The sequence below is a fragment of the Cyclobacteriaceae bacterium genome (genome assembly GCA_013141055.1).
Taxonomy (GTDB): Bacteria; Bacteroidota; Bacteroidia; order Cytophagales; family Cyclobacteriaceae; genus ELB16-189.
This window is the reverse complement of record JABFRS010000002.1, coordinates 845,963-862,675: the sequence shown is the minus strand read 5'-3', so window position 1 is coordinate 862,675 and position 16,713 is coordinate 845,963. Positions and strand designations below refer to the sequence as shown.

General features: G+C 44.4%; 16 protein-coding genes and 1 tRNA gene. 9 read left to right on the top strand and 8 right to left on the bottom strand.

Annotated elements, in window-relative coordinates:
* Positions 1-145 precede the first annotated feature (145 nt).
* On the top strand, positions 146-2,260 hold the full coding sequence (gene metG / locus HOP08_18355) for a methionine--tRNA ligase (protein NOT76890.1): 2,115 nt from the start codon (positions 146-148) through the stop codon (positions 2,258-2,260).
* Positions 2,261-2,463: 203 nt separating this feature from the next.
* Here the strand turns inward: metG and HOP08_18350 are convergent, their stop codons facing one another.
* The 4 genes from HOP08_18350 to HOP08_18335 form a co-directional block, all read right to left on the bottom strand.
* Positions 2,464-3,129: a 50S ribosomal protein L25/general stress protein Ctc gene (locus HOP08_18350; GenBank protein ID NOT76889.1), complete on the bottom strand. Its 666-nt coding sequence runs from the start codon at positions 3,127-3,129 to the stop codon at positions 2,464-2,466.
* Between the two features lie 29 nt (positions 3,130-3,158).
* Positions 3,159-4,088 (bottom strand): ribose-phosphate pyrophosphokinase, encoded by a 930-nt coding sequence (locus tag HOP08_18345; protein ID NOT76888.1) that lies wholly within the window; start codon positions 4,086-4,088, stop codon positions 3,159-3,161.
* A gap of 40 nt (positions 4,089-4,128) precedes the next feature.
* A tRNA-Gln gene (locus HOP08_18340) sits at positions 4,129-4,201 on the bottom strand.
* A 117-nt stretch (positions 4,202-4,318) separates the two neighbouring features.
* Positions 4,319-4,894, bottom strand: a complete 576-nt coding sequence (locus tag HOP08_18335) for a DUF4136 domain-containing protein (protein NOT76887.1) — start codon at positions 4,892-4,894, stop codon at positions 4,319-4,321.
* A 182-nt stretch (positions 4,895-5,076) separates the two neighbouring features.
* On the opposite strand from HOP08_18335, the gene HOP08_18330 reads away from it, so the two are divergent.
* Entirely contained in the window at positions 5,077-7,620 is a 2,544-nt protein-coding gene (locus HOP08_18330; GenBank protein ID NOT76886.1) for a phosphoenolpyruvate carboxylase, read from the top strand.
* Positions 7,621-7,881: 261 nt separating this feature from the next.
* Here HOP08_18330 and HOP08_18325 read toward each other — a convergent pair whose 3' ends face one another.
* The 3 genes from HOP08_18325 to HOP08_18315 are packed head-to-tail and all read right to left on the bottom strand — an operon-like array spanning position 7,882 to position 9,759.
* Positions 7,882-8,799: a hypothetical protein gene (locus tag HOP08_18325; GenBank protein ID NOT76885.1), complete on the bottom strand. Its 918-nt coding sequence runs from the start codon at positions 8,797-8,799 to the stop codon at positions 7,882-7,884.
* On the bottom strand, positions 8,780-9,331 hold the full coding sequence (locus HOP08_18320) for a YceI family protein (GenBank protein ID NOT76884.1): 552 nt from the start codon (positions 9,329-9,331) through the stop codon (positions 8,780-8,782). Before HOP08_18320 ends, HOP08_18325 begins: the two co-directional genes overlap by 20 nt.
* Positions 9,331-9,759 carry a Rieske (2Fe-2S) protein gene (locus tag HOP08_18315; GenBank protein NOT76883.1) on the bottom strand — a complete coding sequence of 143 codons (429 nt, stop codon included), beginning with the start codon at positions 9,757-9,759 and terminating at the stop codon, positions 9,331-9,333. Before HOP08_18315 ends, HOP08_18320 begins: the two co-directional genes overlap by 1 nt.
* Positions 9,760-9,910: 151 nt before the next feature.
* Here HOP08_18315 and HOP08_18310 point away from each other — a divergent pair, with 151 nt between their 5' ends.
* Positions 9,911-10,471, top strand: a complete 561-nt coding sequence (locus HOP08_18310) for a sigma-70 family RNA polymerase sigma factor (GenBank protein NOT76882.1) — start codon at positions 9,911-9,913, stop codon at positions 10,469-10,471.
* Positions 10,464-11,825: a hypothetical protein gene (locus tag HOP08_18305; GenBank protein NOT76881.1), complete on the top strand. Its 1,362-nt coding sequence runs from the start codon at positions 10,464-10,466 to the stop codon at positions 11,823-11,825. Before HOP08_18310 ends, HOP08_18305 begins: the two co-directional genes overlap by 8 nt.
* Here HOP08_18305 and HOP08_18300 read toward each other — a convergent pair.
* Entirely contained in the window at positions 11,772-12,011 is a 240-nt protein-coding gene (locus HOP08_18300) for a hypothetical protein (protein ID NOT76880.1), read from the bottom strand. The two genes, HOP08_18305 and HOP08_18300, sit on opposite strands and share 54 nt — an antisense overlap.
* Positions 12,012-12,196: 185 nt before the next feature.
* On the opposite strand from HOP08_18300, the gene HOP08_18295 reads away from it, so the two are divergent.
* From HOP08_18295 to HOP08_18275, 5 genes are all read left to right on the top strand, one after another.
* Positions 12,197-13,561, top strand: a complete 1,365-nt coding sequence (locus HOP08_18295) for an amidohydrolase family protein (GenBank protein NOT76879.1) — start codon at positions 12,197-12,199, stop codon at positions 13,559-13,561.
* 26 nt (positions 13,562-13,587) lie between these two features.
* Complete coding sequence (locus HOP08_18290) at positions 13,588-14,964, top strand: M28 family peptidase (GenBank protein NOT76878.1); 1,377 nt, start codon at positions 13,588-13,590, stop codon at positions 14,962-14,964.
* Positions 14,965-15,025: 61 nt separating this feature from the next.
* The gene (locus HOP08_18285) at positions 15,026-15,397 is read left to right on the top strand and encodes a hypothetical protein (GenBank protein ID NOT76877.1); all 372 of its coding nucleotides are present in this window, start codon (positions 15,026-15,028) and stop codon (positions 15,395-15,397) included.
* 27 nt (positions 15,398-15,424) lie between these two features.
* Positions 15,425-16,120, top strand: a complete 696-nt coding sequence (locus HOP08_18280; protein NOT76876.1) for a CPBP family intramembrane metalloprotease — start codon at positions 15,425-15,427, stop codon at positions 16,118-16,120.
* Positions 16,121-16,190: 70 nt separating this feature from the next.
* Positions 16,191-16,706, top strand: coding sequence for a signal peptidase II (locus tag HOP08_18275; protein NOT76875.1), 516 nt, complete (start codon positions 16,191-16,193; stop codon positions 16,704-16,706).
* Positions 16,707-16,713 lie beyond the last annotated feature (7 nt).

Below are 16,713 nucleotides of genomic sequence, written 5' to 3'. Positions count from 1 at the left end.
CCTGAATTTCAAGCTTTGTTACATGCTGACAAAGGTGACCCCGATGGGGGAGATTTTATTTTAACGGCAAGTGATTCACGACTGATAGTTCATGATCCTGCCGTCAGTTTATTAGTTTTGTGGGTTGTTTTTCGAAAATCAGAGAATGTCAGAGAGAAAAGAGATTAAGCGATACATGGTTACGTCGGCCCTTCCTTACGCCAACGGTCCGAAGCATATAGGCCATTTGTCAGGGGCCTATATTCCGGCAGATGTGTATGTAAGGTTTTTGCGGCTTTTGCAGAAAAATGTGGTTTTTGTGTCCGGAAGTGATGAGCATGGAACTGCCATTCCGAACCAGGCATTAAAAGAGGGTACCACCGCTCAGGCGATCATTGACAAATACCATGTAATGATCAGGGACTGTTTCGAAAAATTGGGAATTTCTCTGGATATCTATCATCGTACCAGCGAAAAGATCCATCATGAGACGTCGCAGGAGTTCTTCCTCAATCTATATCATAAAGGACTGCTGACGGAGGAGACATCCGAGCAGTATTTTGATGTTCAGGCTAACGTATTCCTGGCAGATCGTTATATCGTGGGCACCTGCCCGAGGTGTTCCAACCCAAATGCCTATGGCGATCAGTGTGAACGGTGCGGTTCGACGTTGAGTCCGCGTGAGCTGATCAACCCCCGGTCGACCCTTTCCGGGAATGCGCCGATCCTGAAATCAACGAAGCACTGGTATCTGCCATTACAAGATTATGAGCCATGGCTCCGCGAATGGATATTGAAAGAGCATGCCGATGACTGGAAGACCAACGTGTATGGCCAGTGTAAGTCATGGATCGACTCCGGGTTACAGCCCCGCGCGATGACCCGTGACCTGGACTGGGGAATAAAAGTTCCGCTGCCGGATGCAGAGGGGAAAGTATTATACGTGTGGTTTGATGCTCCGATCGGGTACATCTCTGCGACACGCGCACTTTTCCAGGAGATGAGTGACGGCAAGCAGCAATATTCTGCACCGAAGTCGGACTTTGGCAAGGTGAAGGCAGACGACTGGAAGAAATACTGGGAGGACGAGGAGACGAGTCTCATACATTTTGTGGGCAAGGATAATATTGTGTTCCATTGCATCATCTTCCCGGCGATGCTGAAGGCTTCGGGTCAGTATATCCTTCCGGATAATGTTCCGGCGAATGAGTTCATGAACCTGGAAGGTGACAAGATGTCGACGAGCCGTGGGTGGTCGATCGAGATGCATGAATACATAGAGCAATTTCCGGATAAGCCGGATGTGTTGCGCTATGCATTGCTGACGAATCTTCCTGAAACCAAGGACAGCGAGTTTACGTGGAGAGATTTTCAGTCGAAGAACAATAATGAGCTCGTTGCCATCTTTGGAAATTTTGTGAACCGCGCACTGGTGCTGACGCAGAAGTACTTTGATAATAAGGTTCCGGTTGCGGGAGCGTTGACGGCCATTGATCAGAAGGCGATCGATGATGTGAAAGAATTCCCATCACGCATTGCGGCGAGTATTGAAGCATATCGTTTCCGTGAGGCGACGGCATTGCTGATGGACCTTGCCAGAACGGGCAACAAGTATCTGGCGGAGACCGAACCATGGAAGCTGGCGAAGACTGACATGGAGAGAGTAGGGACGATTTTGAATATCGCGTTGCAGATATCGGCGAACCTTGCGGTGCTTTGCGAACCATTCCTTCCATTCACATCGCGCAAGCTGAAAGACATGCTGTTGGTGGGAGATCTGTTCTGGAAAGACACTGGTTCGGTGAAGCTGTTGAAGGCAGGACATTCGTTAGGAGTGGCCGCATTGTTATTTGAGAAGATTGAAGATCCAATTATAGAAGCGCAGATCAGGAAGCTTATGGAAACAAAGAAAGACGAGCCAACGCCAAAGGTTTCGGCGGTCAAGGCCTTAAAGGCGGAGATCACGATTGATGATTTCACGAAGCTGGACATCCGGATAGGGAAAGTGGTGGCGGCGGAGAAGATGGAGAAGTCCAACAAGCTACTGAAGCTGACGATCAACAGTGGGTTGGATACGCGTACGATATTGAGTGGGATAGCGCAGCATTATACTGCGGAGGAGATGGTAGGCAAGCAGGTGACGTTCATTGCGAATCTTGCACCCCGCAAGATGATGGGGATGGAGTCGCAGGGGATGATATTGTCTGCTGAAGATCATGATGGCAAGCTGAAGCTGCTGCAGCCGGGAGGAGATGTAGAGCCGGGGAGTAGTGTGAGTTGAGGGTCTTGCAAGCTATTAGAGAGAATGAAGAGGAAATGGAAATAGATTTTTACTATTTACTTTTTGGCCTATCAACTATTCTCTTTGGATTGATAATGTTAAATTTTGGTAAGAAATTGAGGAAGGGAGAAAGAGTAATACTTAAACAAAAAAATCCCGTCTGCTTTCGCAAACGGGATTTGATTCTGATAAAAGAAATATAATTACTTCTTCTTCTCGTCTTTCTTTGGAGCTTCTGCAGCCGCCGCAGCCGGTGCACCTGCAACAGCAGGAGTAGAAGCAGCTTCAGTAGCAGCCTTCGTAGCATCTTCAGCAGCCATCTTAGCGGCACGCGGAACTTCCACAACGGCGATAGACGACTGATGTGGGTCTACAAACGTAAGGTTCTTGATCTTCATGTCGCCAACCTTTACTGAGTGATGGAAGTCAAGCTCAGAACAGTCAACATCAATATGATCCGGCATGTCTTTCGGCAACGCCATCACTTTCAATGATGCCTTCTTGCGAACCAATGTTCCACCCTTGGCAACACCAGGAGCCTGGCCCACCATGCGGGTAGGGATGTCCATCTTGATCTTGCGGTCATCAGCGATGCGCAGAAAATCTGCGTGCAGGATGATCTCACTCACCGGATGGAATTGTGCTTCCTGAAGAATGGCCTGGCACTCTTCGCCTTCAATGTTCAGGTGAACAAAGTGTGCTTCGTTTGTGTAAACGATGTCACGGAATAAAATCACCGGCGAATAGAAATGTACTTGTTGACCACCTCCGTAAAGGACGCATGGAACATTACCTTCCTGACGGATATTTTCAGCAGCCGCCTTGCCGAGATTTGCTCTGTGATACCCTATAATCTCAACAGTTTTCATAATTGTTTATTTGTTTAGTTTAAAATTGATTACAACTTGATAAATAATGAACTGATCGACTCATGATCATGGATCTTGCGGATCGCTTTCGCGAAAAGCGTAGAGATAGAAAGCATCTTGATCTTGCTGCTTTGCTGTCTCATCGGAATGGTATCCGTTACGACAATCTCTTCCAGATTTGAGTTCTCGATATTTTCATATGCTTTGCCGCTCAGCACTGCATGCGTACAAACCGCACGGACTGAACGCGCACCATTTTCTTTCAAAAGAGCCGCTGCTTTGCAGATCGTGCCCGCTGTGTCCACCAGGTCATCCACCAGTACAACATCTTTTCCTTCCACTTCACCAATGAGTCGCATGGACTCTACCTTGTTGGCCTCCTTGCGGTACTTGTCGCAGACAGCAAGATCGGCAGTGAAATACTTCGCGAAACTTCTGGCACGTTTGATACCACCGACATCCGGAGTGGCAAACATGATATTGGGAAGGTTGAGTGACTTCAGGTAAGGAATAAAAATATACGCTCCGTCCAGGTGATCTACGGGGATGTCAAAGAATCCCTGGATCTGGTCTGCATGAAGATCGCAGGTCATAATTCTGTCGGCGCCTGCAGCTGATAAAAGATTGGCAATCATCTTGGCGGCGATGGCAACCCGTGGCTTGTCTTTACGATCCTGGCGTGCATATCCGAAATAGGGGATGATGACGTTTACATTCGCGGCGCTTGCACGCTTGGCGGCATCGATCATCAGGAGAAGCTCCATGAAATTGTCTGCCGGCGGGAATGTTGACTGTACCATGAACACATCATGGCCACGGACGGATTCTGTCAGGTAGGGCGACATCTCCCCGTCGCTGAACTGCTGGTAGTTCACTTCGCCGAGGGACTCACCATATGCCTGAGCAATTTTGTCTGCCAGATAGGTGGTTGCGCGACCTGAAAATATTTTTACCGCCATTCGATTAATTAAAAATCCCGCATCAGCGGGATTGATACTGTTGCCCGACCAGGGCTCGAACCTGGACTTTCCTGAATCAAAATCAGGCGTGTTGCCAATTACACCATCGGGCAATACCTTCCAAAACTCGCTTCCTGAGTGTTCAGGGGCTTATTTTGGACTGCAAAGGTAGAATTATTTCGTTAAAGAAAAACCCTTGGGAGAGAAGATTTAAGGGGTTTTACAAGGGATCACATTCCCTTGTCTTCATCATTGGTTGGTGAACCTTCAATGAATCCGTCTGCCCAGAACCTGTATTTGTCCAGGATCGAGATCACTGCGTTTTTCAGGTGACGGTTATTATGAAAGTCGATGCCTCCGTAAACGGTGGTTGCGTAGCCCTGCCAGATCGATCGGTTCTGGCGGCGATCAAAGAATTGTATCAGGAGCGTTCCTGAATTGAGTGTAAACTTTTGCTGTGTGTAGTTGAGTTCCGAATTCTGGGATTTGATCCACTCTTCAATCTCCGGCTGGCTGTAGCCATTGAGCTTAAGACTGTCGTTGAACATTTTGAACCCTATAATAAGATGTGGTTTGCTGGTGGATTGCTTGTATCCCAGGAAGCGCATTCTTGAAACGATTGATTTCTCAATTACAGCATTCACCATGCTGGAGTCAGGAATTCCGATGGGGCGCATGATCTCAAAAGTGCGGTACTTTTTGAAGTTGCCACGGTAGCTATAATCATATTCTACCGGCAGCTCTTTATAACCGAGACAGGAAGAAAGTATGGTCAGTAATACGAGATATGGTAAAATTCTCCGCATAGCTCAGGGTCTTTTAGGTAATGTATCCAAAATTTAGCGCAGATGTAACAATATATCAATCGGACATAGTGTTAATTTTTTGACCCTCTTTTTTGGCCTGAAAAGGAACAATTCTGCCATTAAGATTGGATATTGCCTTCCTTAAAATGATCTTTCTGAGATACTATTAAAATCATACCGCCGTGAACCAGTTTTCCTCCATTGTCTCTACCCGCTTCTCTATATATAATAGTCTGTTTCTGAATCTTCCTTTTCAGAATATCTCCAGAACAGGAAATTTTTTGCCGCTGTTGCAGCAAGCCTGTGAGCAGGGATTTGAAGCAGGCCTCCAGCCGGATGAGATCATGAGCAAGTTCTTTGATGATTATCTGCCCGGCAGCTCTTCAAAAGAGAAATTTGACTTTCTGTTTCGTGTAATCCAATACATTGAACGACAGGTTGTATTGTTTGATTCTATCGAAGACTCTTCTTTTGAACAGATCAATGATGTCAGGGGCAAGGGTTCTGTGGCTGCACTTCTGTTAAGAGCAGATGCTGATGGAAGACGCCAGGCGTTGCGCGAAAGCGTAGAAGATTTTTCTGTTCGTGTAGTGCTCACCGCTCATCCTACTCAGTTTTATCCGGGCCACGTGCTTGCGATCCTTACCGACCTTGAAATTGCCATACGCCAGAATGATTTTCAGCAGATCAATCTGCTGCTTCAGCAACTTGGCAAGACCGGATTTATCAATCAGGAAAAGCCAACACCTTTTGATGAAGCAGTAAGCTTGTGCTGGTATCTCGAAAACATTTTCTACCAGGCTGCACCTGCTATTGTGGAGCAATTCATGAAGGGCTTGTCTATTCCACTAGATGAATGGAAGAACGACCGACTCATCAGCATTGGCTTCTGGCCCGGTGGCGACCGTGATGGGAATCCTTTTGTTACGACAGAGATCACATTAAAAGTGGCGCAAAGATTACGTCAGGGAATTCTGAGAAATTATTATCAGGATGTTCGTCAACTGAAACGAAGATTCACATTTGAAGGTGTCGAACCTTTGATACAAGGTATCGAGAAGAAGCTGTACGGAGCGTTATACACCAACGATGGCTATACTCATTCTTCCGAATTACTCAATGACCTGCAGGCGACACGGAAGATTCTTATCGAGCGTCACGGAAGTTTGTTCCTCGATCTGCTGGAAGAATTCATTCTGAAGGTCCAGCTCTTCGGATTTCATTTTACGTCACTGGATATCCGGCAGGATGGACGCAAGCACGAGCCGGTGGTAAGAGCCATTCTTGCCAAAGGCGGTAAGGAAAAAGATGTATTTGACCAGGCTTCTGATCAAAAGAAAATTGAACAGCTGTTGAAGTTCACACCGGATGAATCTGCACTCAAGGTCGATGATGCTGTTGCTGCTGAAACAATTTCAAGTTTCAGTGCGATCAGGTTCATTCAGAATCAGAATGGCCCACAAGGTTGTCATCGATATATTATTAGTAATTGTCAGAGTGCGTTTCACATCATGCAGGTCTATCAGATGGCTCAATGGCTTGTAGCTGACAAGAGTACATTGCCACTGGATATTGTTCCATTGTTTGAGACTATCGATGATCTTGCTCATGCGCAGAAGATCATGGAAACTGTTTATCAGATCCCTGCATACAGAAAGCATCTTGAAAGCCGCAATAACAAACAGACGATCATGCTCGGCTTCTCTGATGGAACGAAGGATGGCGGCTATCTCCGCGCCAACTGGTCGATCTTCAGGGCAAAGGAATCTTTAACTGATATCTCCAGAAAATTCGGTATCACGGCGCTCTTCTTTGATGGAAGAGGAGGCCCTCCGGCACGTGGCGGTGGCAACACGCACGACTTCTACGCTTCACTGGGAGATTCCATTGAGAACAGTGAAGTTCAGATCACGATTCAGGGCCAGACGATCAGTTCAAACTTTGGAAAGGAAGCCTCTTGTCAGTACAATCTCGAACAGTTGCTTTCGGCAGGATTGGAGGGCAGGGTATTTGGACATCCTTCCAGCCAGTTATCTAATGATGATAAGGCATTGCTGGATCAGCTGGCAGAAGCAGGATATAAATCTTATCTGGATCTGAAGCTGGATCCGAAGTTTGTTCCCTACCTGGAGAAGATAACACCGTTGCCATACTTTGGTGATACGAACATCGGATCGCGCCCAGTGAAGCGGTCCAGTGGTGAAGGTCTGAAGTTTGAAGATCTGAGAGCAATTCCTTTTGTGGGATCGTGGGCGCAGATGAAGCAGAATATTCCAGGATTCTATGGAGTAGGGAGCGCGCTGAAAGAATTAAAAGATAAAGGAAGATGGAATGAGTTGCAGGCGTTGTATCAGCAATCGCTTTTCTTCAGAACGCTGGTGGGTAATAGCATGATGTCATTGACCAAGTCATTTTATCCTGCTACTGCCTACCTCGCGAAAGATGAAGAGTTTGGTGCATTCTGGAAGAAGATGTTTGCCGAGTATGAGCTGTCGCGCAAGATGATTCTTGAGCTGGCGAATATGCCGGAGCTGATGGAGAACAATTCACAGATACGGGAGTCGATCAAGCTTCGTGAGAAGATTGTGCTTCCATTGATCATGCTGCAGCAGTTTGCATTGATGAATCTCCGGAGTGGCAACGACAAGGAAAACGAACAGCTCTATCGCAAGCTGATCATTCGGTGCATGTTTGGAATTATTAATGCGGCGAGAAACTCCGCTTAGATCCTTTTGAGCTCTCAACAAGTCTGTCTGCCATTATCTTTCGGTAACGGCAGACAGGACTCATCTTACGTTTAATAAAAATTAACTAGTTACTGCTAACTAACTTTATCTAACGTAGCAACTCGTTGGATCATTTGAAACAACTCAGACGACCGTAATCGATTTCTGAATGAAAAGAATTTCCGGTATCGATTGAAAAGGGGAGTCAAAAAAAGAGGAGACCAAATGATCTCCTCTAAATCACCCATAAACCAACTCCCTTTATTTCTTGTTGTTCTTTTTTGAATTGAATACCCTGCTGAAATTGAAACCGAGCCGTACGGCCTTTGCCCCATCTGTGAAGTTGGTGGTGGTCCGTCCCAGGAATTGCGGTTCGATCAGTCCTGTTGAGTTGGTCAGCATGATTTGAAAAACGTGACCGCCGGTATCTACGTCGAATCCGATAGCGACAGGATTATAAAACCCTTCACCGATGGTATTGGATTGGTTATAATAGTATTCTGCCGTCAGGGCCATACGCTTGCTTACTTTCAATCGTGCACCAACACCCATTGAAAACAATGTTGTCTTCTGATCATCGGCCTCTACAAGATTGCGATGAAGGAATGTCGGCATGAGCTGAAGTGAAAAGCGTTCGCTGAATTTCCTGGCGATCAGTATTTGTCCTGTGTAGGCAAAGCGGTCGTTATCGGTGCGGATAACTCCGGGAGGCCATTTCTCAGTATCGATGGCAAGAGCACCGAGAATGGAAATTGTGAAAGGCATATTGATTACACCTGCTGACTGACTGATGATCTTATACTTTGCATAGAAATCGTAGGTAGGAGGAGGAACAAATCCACCGAGTCCACTGCTTCTCCCAATACCGACGGCAAGCTTGTTGCTGATCCCATAGTCAAGTCCGAAACGGATGGCTGCCTGATTCATGCCAAGAAATGTGTAGACAGGATCTTCCAGTGTTCCAAAGCGATGGGAGAACATCAGTTGCCACACACCCTTTCCAGGTAATTCAACAGAGTGGCCGTTGATGAGGCGTGTTCCCTTGAAAGTTGCGGAAGTGTAAACGGTTTCTTCTGGCTCATTTTGCTCCATGAGTGAATCCAGGTTCTGTGAGAATGATGGAAGAAAGCTTACGGATAGTAATGCGAAAAGAATAGTTCTATTTATTGTAGGGTTCATAGGTGAAGGCTGCTGTTACATTTACTTTCTCTGCGAGTTTCTCCCAGAGAATTTTAGGGCGATCGATCTTGTAATCGGAAAGGGTGATGAAGAACTTTGTTTCGCCCTGGATTTTTCCATCTTCTGAATGGAGGACGACATTGATTTCAGTTTCCTTTGAAACTCCATGAAGTGTTAATGTGCCGGTGATCGAAATTTCAATAGACTCAATGGATTTGAAATTGATCTTTTCAACATCTTTTATCTTTCCCTTGAATTGAGCTTTCGGATACTTTGAAGACTCCAGGTAGTTCTCATTGAAATGTTCTTCCATTAATGGACGTTTGAAATGAAAGTCTTTAATGGGAATGTTAATAGAAATCTCTCCCGTAGTGCTGTTAAAGAAACTCCATGCTTTCGTATTGATCGCATCAATATCCTCAACAGGGGTGCCGGCAAAGAATGATATCTTTGAGGACGTCGCCTGATAGAGTGATTGCGCGTTCGTTACGCAGGCAGTGATGGCAAAAAGAAAGAAGAGAAGGATTCTCATTATGAAAATACTCTTAAAGAATTTCCGGTAAGCTCTGTTTTATATTGAACGAGAGATTGCGTTGCCGGACCGTTGATGACGGATCCTGTGGAAGAGTAATCGGATCCATGATTCGGACAGTGAAAAGTATTGCTGCCGGCAACATATTGGATTGTTGTCCCCTGGTGGGTGCAGGCGGCAGAAACAGCGATGAAGGTTCCTGTGCCGGTGCGGCCGATAATAATTCCATTTTGAACAAGAAAGCCGCCATTATTGGACAATGCTCCTGTGGAGACATCAATCGTAAAATCAGGATTGGCGGGAGGTGCAGGAAAGACTCCATTGGCATCAGATGAAGATGAACAGCCTGACAATGATCCTAAGCAAGCGGGCAAAAGAAGTGCGGCGGCGCCAATTCCTACCTGACTGACAAACTCTTTTCTGGTCATAAAACGGGGTTATAGGTTGTTTTTGTTAATCACGCAGGATTTACCGGAATGGTTGGTTGCAATAATTTATATTTTTGAACCAACCATTTTCACATTGTCTGCGTGATGCTGATTATGGTTCGAAAGTGTCTGACCCTAAAGCTTCTAACCCATCGAAGAGGAGAGAGAACTTCAGAATCTGATTAAGGCTTGTCGGAAGAAGGATCGCAAAAGCCAGGATAAGCTGTATAAACAGTTTTACGGATTTGCTATGGGTATATGTTTGCGGTATTCCCGGTCACGGGAAGAGGCAATTGAAATACTGAATGATGGCTTTCTGAAGATCATGACGAATCTGGATAAGTATAATCCTGGATTGTCATTTAAAGGATGGCTGAGAAGAATTATGACGAACGCGGCGATAGATCACTTCAGAAGAAATGAGAAGCATTATGACAATGTTGATATTTCTTATGTCAAAAATGAGAGCCTGACGTCGGATGTGCTGAGCGATCTGTCAGAAGAAGTGATTCTGAAAGCGATCCAGGAACTGCCGCCTTCGTATCGTATGGTTTTCAATTTGTATTGCCTGGAAGGATATAAGCATGCAGAGATCGCGCAGAAGCTGAATATCAGTGAGGGTACTTCCAAGTCGAACCTGAATATTGCAAGGATTAAATTGAAGAAAGCGTTGAGCGTTGAGTTTGACTTAAATGTTGAGCAAAATGGATGATCAGAATTTTGATAAGTTTATAAAAGACAAGCTGGAGGGTTATCAGGATCCTTCCTTTGATGAGTCTGCCATGGCGGGCTTTCATGAAAAGCTTTCGGCGGTTCAGCCATTGCCCTTTTATCAACAGACATGGACACATTACCTCGCAGCGGCTTCTATCGCGGTCCTTACCGTTATACTATTCTGGTACTCTTCTTTTGAAAAAGGAACGAATAATGTTTCAGAAACTAATAAAGCTCAGTTAAAAATTGATTCACTACTCATTGTTATTCATGATCTGAAAGAGCAGGTTTCATCAACATCATCATTATCTTCTTCTTTGAGTAATGATAATGTTTCAAATACTGTTAATCAAAAGGGTGAAGAAGGGTCTGTAATCGTTAATGAAAGGACATCTAAAGGCAGTTCACGGAAGATGATTGCCCTGGGTCGGACAAGCGATCTGCCTGCGGAGATTTCCAGCGTGTTGATGAGGAAAGGTATGCTGGTAGATGATAATGGTTCTGCATACCTCGTGGCTCCAGACAAAGAGGGATTAATGTATGTTTCTCTTGATCATGATCAGAAGAGTATAAGCAGTGTTTATCCTTCCCCGCGATTTAATGGATCATTTGTGTCCGTCAGCAGAAAGGAGAATGAAGTTGCCAGAGTTACATCGATCAAGAAGAATGAGATTTCCTCAGAAAAGAGAGAAGATCTGGAAAAGCATTATACCAATGGGATCGGAATTAACCTTGGTCCTCATGCCGACCTCATGTCGCAAAGTTTTTCAAAAGGTCATGGATTGATTGTGCCAAGATTTGGATTGCTGGCAGAGGTGGTTGTATCTCCGAAACTGAGCTTTGAAGCGGGTGTTGATTATTTCTACACGGCGATGGATTTCGACCGTAACTTCCAGTTCCAGACGATAGAAATTCCTAATCTCGATTACAGTCTTGGTACCATCAATCAGGCTCACATTGAAAACACAATCCTTTCAACACCAATCTCTATTAAATACAGGAAATGGGTTTCTGAAAAGAACCAGGCGTTTGTCAGAATCGGATACACACCGTACTTCTCTATTATCCAGGAATACCAGTGTGGATATGAATTTAATAACATGTCGGGCAACTCCTATCCACCACCTTATTATTCCACAAATCACCAGGTGACTTCCATTCTTCAGGTAAAGGACAATTTCTTCTATGGAAATACAACATCTGTATCTCTTGGATTGACACATCAAATACGAAACAAGGATAAAATAGAAGGGTCTCTTTTCTATGAATCAAGTCTTGCACCGGTAGGTCACGAAAGACTATCCATGTCGCTCTTTGGAATCCGGACCGCTTACTGGTTCAGGTTGAGATAGAGAACTTCTCTGAGACGGGAACCGGTAAGATTTTGCAAACATCATTCTGATGACTTCCTGCCCGGGTGTGTCATAAAATAAATGCTGTATCATTTCAATGCTGGTGCTGGTATTACTCTCTTCTGTCTTTTCAGAATCTATCTTCTGTGCGTAATCCGGATTCTGATGGAATGATCGAAGAGTCATACAACATGGATTGGTAATGATAAACACGGGAAATACGGACAGAAGGTTGGTTCCGACCGGGGGTATATTCCTATGATTTAAGAAAATCCAGTAATTTGAATTGCCCGGACATCTATTTATATAAATGGTGAGCAGAATTGGCGTCGCGGGTATTACTTTGGTTAGCTGAAACAGACTCTATTTATATGAAAAGCTTTATCGTGATCCTCCTTTGTTCCTGCTTTGTAACAGGATTTTCACAATCCCTTGTCGACTCCCGCAAGCAGGAGATTGTTTTTAAATCGGTCAATGTCATTCCGATGGATACCGAGCGCGTTCTTGAAAATCAGGATGTGGTTGTGAAGGCTGGAAAGATCACAGCGATCGGAGCAACCGGAAAAGTAAAATTCGGAAAAGAAGCAATGATCATTGATGCAAAGGGAAAATACCTGATGCCGGGCCTCGCAGAAATTCATGCGCACGTTCCGCCAGTGGATGACATTGCACCAATGAAAGATGTGCTGACCTTATTTGCCGTCAATGGTGTTACAACGATTCGTGGGATGCTGGGACATCCAAGACATATAGAGCTAAGAGCAAAGATCCAGAGCGGAGAGATCATTGGGCCGCATTTTTATACTTCGGGACCATCCTTTAACGGTAACAGTGTCAAGACTCCTGCAGAAGGCGACAAAATGGTGCGCGATCAGAAGACAACTGGCTATGATTTTCTCAAGATCCATCCTGGACTGACATTGGAAAATTTCAATGCTGTAACAAAGACAGCCAAGGAAGTTAAGATACCGTATGCTGGACATGTACCGTTGGCAGTAGGAGTGTGGCGTGCGATGGAGGCAGGTTATGCATCAATCGATCACATGGATGGATTTATTGAAGGAATGACACCTGGCATTGAAACTATGACTCCTGAGCAAATAGGTTTCTTTGGATTATTTGCAGCAAGCAAAGCAGATGAATCAAAAATTCCTGTGTTGATGAAGGCATTGCGTGAGAATCACATTTGGGTAGTGCCCACACAATGCCTTGCTGAACGATGGATTGCTCCTGATAAGAGTCCCGATGAACTTCGCAATGCTCCTGAAATGAAATACATGGATCTAAAGACACTCGACGCCTGGACCGAGAACAAGAAACGCCAGGTGGCAACACCTGGATACAGTGAGCCGGTGGTTACAAATTTCATCCGATTAAGAAAGAAACTTATTTATGAGTGTCAGAAAAACGGAGTCGGATTGCTGCTGGGCTCCGATGCACCGCAAGTATTCAATGTTCCTGGCTTTTCGATTCATCACGAATTAAAATATATGGTAGATGCAGGCCTGACTCCTTATGAAGCATTGCGTTCAGGAACTGTAAACGTAGCGACATTCTATCATCAGACAGATCGCGGAACGATTAAGACGGGAAATATCTCTGATCTGATATTGCTGAATGGAAATCCTTTGAAAGACATTACGCAGACAACAAAGATTGAAGGCGTGATGTTGGAGAATAACTGGATGGGGAAGGAATATATCGGTAGTGAGCTGAAGAGGCTTGAGAAGAATTAGTAACAGGTTACGAAAAAAGGGAAGTTATGAGAATATTTAATTTATGCGTGTTCGTTATGCTGATGTCTTCTGGAGTGTTTGCTCAGAAGAATACGGGATCGAAAAGTTCTGCTGAAAAGTTGGATGCGGAGATCAGTAAGATGGTAAATGAGATCTCTGCAGATAGTATCAAAGCCCACATCGCGAAGATGGTGAGTTTTGGAACCAGACATTCGTTGAGCGATACAGTAAGTCAGACCTCTGGTATTGGCGCAGCAAGACGGTGGGTGGCTTCCAAATTCTATCAGTTCAGGAAGCAGTCTAACGCAGATATGAAAGTAGAACTGGATCCCTGCGAGGTGAAACCGGGAGCAAGAAATCCCCGCATTCCAAGAAGAGTGATCATGAAGAATGTGGTGGCGACGCTGAAGGGAACAGATCCAAACGATAACAGAGTATTGCTGGTGAGTGGTCATTTGGATTCTCGCAATACGGACGCAATTGATAGTGTGGGTAAGGCACCGGGTGCAAATGATGATGCATCAGGGGTTGCAGTGGTCCTGGAACTGGCGCGCGTAATGTCAAAAAGAAAATTCCCGTGTACAATCATTTTTGTTGCTGTGCAGGGAGAAGAGCAGGGCCTCATTGGCGCACGGTGTATTGCGGAGAGATTCAGAAACACGAATGTGAATCTGATCGCTATGCTGAACAATGATATTGTCGGCAATTCTGTGGCGAGTGAGACAGGAGAGAAGAATGACAGGACGGTGAGGATATTCAGTGAGATGATTCCGGCAGTGGAAACGGATGATGATAAGAAAGTCCGGGAGTCATTGCGATCTGAGAATGACAGTCCTTCGCGACAGCTGGCGAGATATATCAAAGAAGTTTCGGAGCCTTATGCAAAAGGATTTACAGTGACGATGAACATGCGACCTGATCGTTTCTTAAGAGGAGGAGATCATACTCCGTTTTTGCAGAATGATTATATCGCAGTGAGATTTACAGAGTTCAATGAGAACTTCACGCAGCAGCATCAGAATCTGAGAACGGAAAATAGTATTGCTTACGGAGATCTTCCTGAGCATGTAGATTATAAGTATGCAGCGAATGTGGGGCGTTTGAATCTGGCTGCGTTGGCGTCATTGGCAAAAGCACCGGGACCTCCTGAAGGAGTGAAGATGAAGATCAACCTGGATAACATGACCTATCTTACATGGGAAGCGCCAAAGTCCGGACCGAAACCGAAGGGTTATAATGTTCTGATCAGAGAGACCTATCAGCCGTTTTGGGAAAAGAAGATCTTTGTCACTGAGCTGAAGGCAGATCTTAAATTCTCAAAGGATAATTATTTCTTTGGTGTGCAGGCAGTAGGAGAGGATGGGCATTTGAGTCAGATTGTATTGCCGGTGCCGGTACGGTGATATTGGTTAAGGAACTTTCCAACCAAAGGACGGGAAGCTGTGTCTAATCGTAAAGATTACCATGAAGAATCTGACCCCTGTAATATTTGTGTTTTTGATCATTGGATTTATCTCCTGTTCCAGGGATAATGCTGTCGCTGATATTTATAAACCTGAATCCAGAATAGGTTTATGGATTACAGCTGATAAAAGTGATACGATTGAATTTGTGGACAATGCTAACTTTATCAGGAAAGGATACTACTCTACGCCGGAAGCATATTTGTATGAAATAAAAGATAATACGCTCTATTTGCGGAAGCCAAACATAAACTCCGAAACACAACATCCGATTATGAGTGCAAGTGAAGGTAAGGTGGTGCTTGCAAATATGTACATCACTATTCTTTTGATAGGAGAAAGTAATGCAGGTACTTATTATAAGGAGCCTTAGAGATTAAAAAAAGCCATCGATGGTCGCATGATTCAACTTTTAGTGCTTATTGCAATTTCATGGGCGTTGGTTTGGCTGATAGAGAAGAAGAATCTTTCTGTTTTAGGTTTGACACCAACCGTTGACCGATTAAAGTATTTTTCAATCCTTTTAATTGTTTCAGCTTTATGTTCTGCGGCTGCATTTCTTTTAAGAATGTACTTTGCAAAGGAGGAATATTCGATTTCCTCAACGATGTCACCTGGCTCAGTGGTGGAAGAAGTGTGGAATCAATTCAGGACGGTATTAACGGAAGAGCTTCTGTGCAGGGGAGTTCTACTCTATATTCTGATTAAAAGATTTGGGCAGGGTAAGGCAATTTTAATTTCAGCCATCATTTTTGCTGCGTTGCATTGGCTTAATGCTGGTGTATGGGGAAATGTTATGCAGATGGCTATTGTGTTTACTTTTACATTTGCTATGGGACTTTTACTGGCATATTCTTATGCTAAGACATTTTCCCTGCTGATCCCATTTGCGATTCACTTCGGCTGGAATCTGACACAAAACTATATTTTCCCCGATACACATACAGGTAATCACGTTTTTGAATTAGCTCTGCCGCCTCCCATTGTAACAGTTTCTTACCTGACACTTTTTGTTATGTTGTTACTCCCAAAAATATCTGTTATTCTATTCAACTATTTAGTTGTGCGACAGTATAAGCAGGCTGAGATTCCTTAGTCATAAGGCATGGATGATTATAGGAATTTGTTAAATCAACTAGGTTACCATCATTAGCAATGATAAATTCATGAGTATGAAACTAAATAGAATTTTCAGAACTCTACTGATCGTTGTGATCCTGGGTTCCAACATCGGTTGTGACCAGATTTCGAAAAGTGTGGTAAGAGAGCGAATTCAAATTGATCAGCAATTCGGATTTATCGATAATCATGTTCTGCTAATGAAAGTTGAAAATCCAGGTGCTTTTCTAAGTCTAGGCGACTCGTTACCCCGGTTTTTAAGAATACTGCTTTTGACGATCATCCCTGTGATCGTTCTTTCCCTTGGCTTTATTTATGTATTGGCAAAAAAGACTCTCTCAAAAGGCATGGTGACTGGAGCCTGCTTCGTGATTGGAGGAGGAGTCGGAAACATTTACGATAGGATTGTATATGTTTCTGTGACTGACTTTCTTCACATTGATTTTGGGATCTTCCGGACGGGTATTTTTAACATGGCAGATGTTTCAATTCTTGTAGGGGCGTTCATTATTGTACTGGATTCTCAGATCAGTAAGCCTGAGGAAAAGATTAACCAAGTCTAAATCTTTG

What these genes read in the sequence shown, in the direction of transcription:
- HOP08_18325 (NOT76885.1), bottom strand. Translation starts at nt 8,799, where the DNA reads ATGAACCCTACAATAAATAGAACTATTCTTTTCGCATTACTATCCGTA.
- HOP08_18275 (NOT76875.1), top strand. Translation starts at nt 16,191, where the DNA reads ATGAGTATGAAACTAAATAGAATTTTCAGAACTCTACTGATCGTTGTG.
- HOP08_18335 (NOT76887.1), bottom strand. Translation starts at nt 4,894, where the DNA reads ATGCGGAGAATTTTACCATATCTCGTATTACTGACCATACTTTCTTCC.
- HOP08_18300 (NOT76880.1), bottom strand. Translation starts at nt 12,011, where the DNA reads ATGACTCTTCGATCATTCCATCAGAATCCGGATTACGCACAGAAGATA.
- HOP08_18280 (NOT76876.1), top strand. Translation starts at nt 15,425, where the DNA reads ATGATTCAACTTTTAGTGCTTATTGCAATTTCATGGGCGTTGGTTTGG.
- HOP08_18345 (NOT76888.1), bottom strand. Translation starts at nt 4,088, where the DNA reads ATGGCGGTAAAAATATTTTCAGGTCGCGCAACCACCTATCTGGCAGAC.
- HOP08_18305 (NOT76881.1), top strand. Translation starts at nt 10,464, where the DNA reads ATGGATGATCAGAATTTTGATAAGTTTATAAAAGACAAGCTGGAGGGT.
- HOP08_18320 (NOT76884.1), bottom strand. Translation starts at nt 9,331, where the DNA reads ATGAGAATCCTTCTCTTCTTTCTTTTTGCCATCACTGCCTGCGTAACG.
- metG (NOT76890.1), top strand. Translation starts at nt 146, where the DNA reads ATGTCAGAGAGAAAAGAGATTAAGCGATACATGGTTACGTCGGCCCTT.
- HOP08_18295 (NOT76879.1), top strand. Translation starts at nt 12,197, where the DNA reads ATGAAAAGCTTTATCGTGATCCTCCTTTGTTCCTGCTTTGTAACAGGA.
- HOP08_18315 (NOT76883.1), bottom strand. Translation starts at nt 9,759, where the DNA reads ATGACCAGAAAAGAGTTTGTCAGTCAGGTAGGAATTGGCGCCGCCGCA.
- HOP08_18350 (NOT76889.1), bottom strand. Translation starts at nt 3,129, where the DNA reads ATGAAAACTGTTGAGATTATAGGGTATCACAGAGCAAATCTCGGCAAG.
- HOP08_18290 (NOT76878.1), top strand. Translation starts at nt 13,588, where the DNA reads ATGAGAATATTTAATTTATGCGTGTTCGTTATGCTGATGTCTTCTGGA.
- HOP08_18285 (NOT76877.1), top strand. Translation starts at nt 15,026, where the DNA reads ATGAAGAATCTGACCCCTGTAATATTTGTGTTTTTGATCATTGGATTT.